Genomic DNA, 531 nt, shown 5'->3' on the forward strand with positions numbered 1-531 from the left:
GTGCTCGACGGATGCCCTCCTCAAAGGTGGGGTACTTGGGCAGCGTAGCATCAAGTGTAAACTTACAAGTTCTCTTCATATTTACTGGTTGCGATCTTAATTTCAAGTCCCACAAAGATACTAAAAACTCTCCGATACGTATACATGTCCCTTAGGGTATAATAGAAATTAGAAGATAGAGATTAGAAGATAGAGATTAGAAGTTAGTTCTTGGGAGCACTGCTCTAAGACGCAATAAGAGAAGCGAGCTGTCTAGTCTCTGAGTACTAGACGGCTCGCTTTATGTGTCTCTTGCCTCAAGGAGTATAGCATCTAGCCCGCAGTGGTTGCAGGCTAGAATGCTTAGGAGAGACTTTGTTGTATCCCCTTAGGATAGAAGTAGCTACACCCCGCTCTGCGCTAGCTCGAGGAGGTGCTGCATCATCTCTTGGTGATGTGTAGATTGTCTTGCTCGAGAGGCTGCCTCTAGAGCCTTGGAGAGACTGGTGGGTGTGAGATAAGGTAGTCGTATATCCATAGTCGTCTAGTCAT

1 protein-coding gene is annotated in these 531 nt (G+C 46.0%); it reads right to left on the bottom strand.

What is annotated here, in order from left to right; genetic code table 11:
* Positions 1 to 382: 382 nt before the first annotated feature.
* Entirely contained in the window at positions 383 to 517 is a 135-nt protein-coding gene (locus tag PORUE0001_RS11030) for a hypothetical protein (protein WP_007364501.1), read from the bottom strand.
* Between the last annotated feature and the right edge of the window lie 14 nt (positions 518 to 531).

It is taken from the genome of Porphyromonas uenonis 60-3 (genome assembly GCF_000174775.1).
Taxonomy (GTDB): domain Bacteria; phylum Bacteroidota; class Bacteroidia; order Bacteroidales; family Porphyromonadaceae; genus Porphyromonas; species Porphyromonas uenonis_A.

What these genes read in the sequence shown, in the direction of transcription:
- PORUE0001_RS11030 (WP_007364501.1), bottom strand. Translation starts at nt 517, where the DNA reads ATGGATATACGACTACCTTATCTCACACCCACCAGTCTCTCCAAGGCT.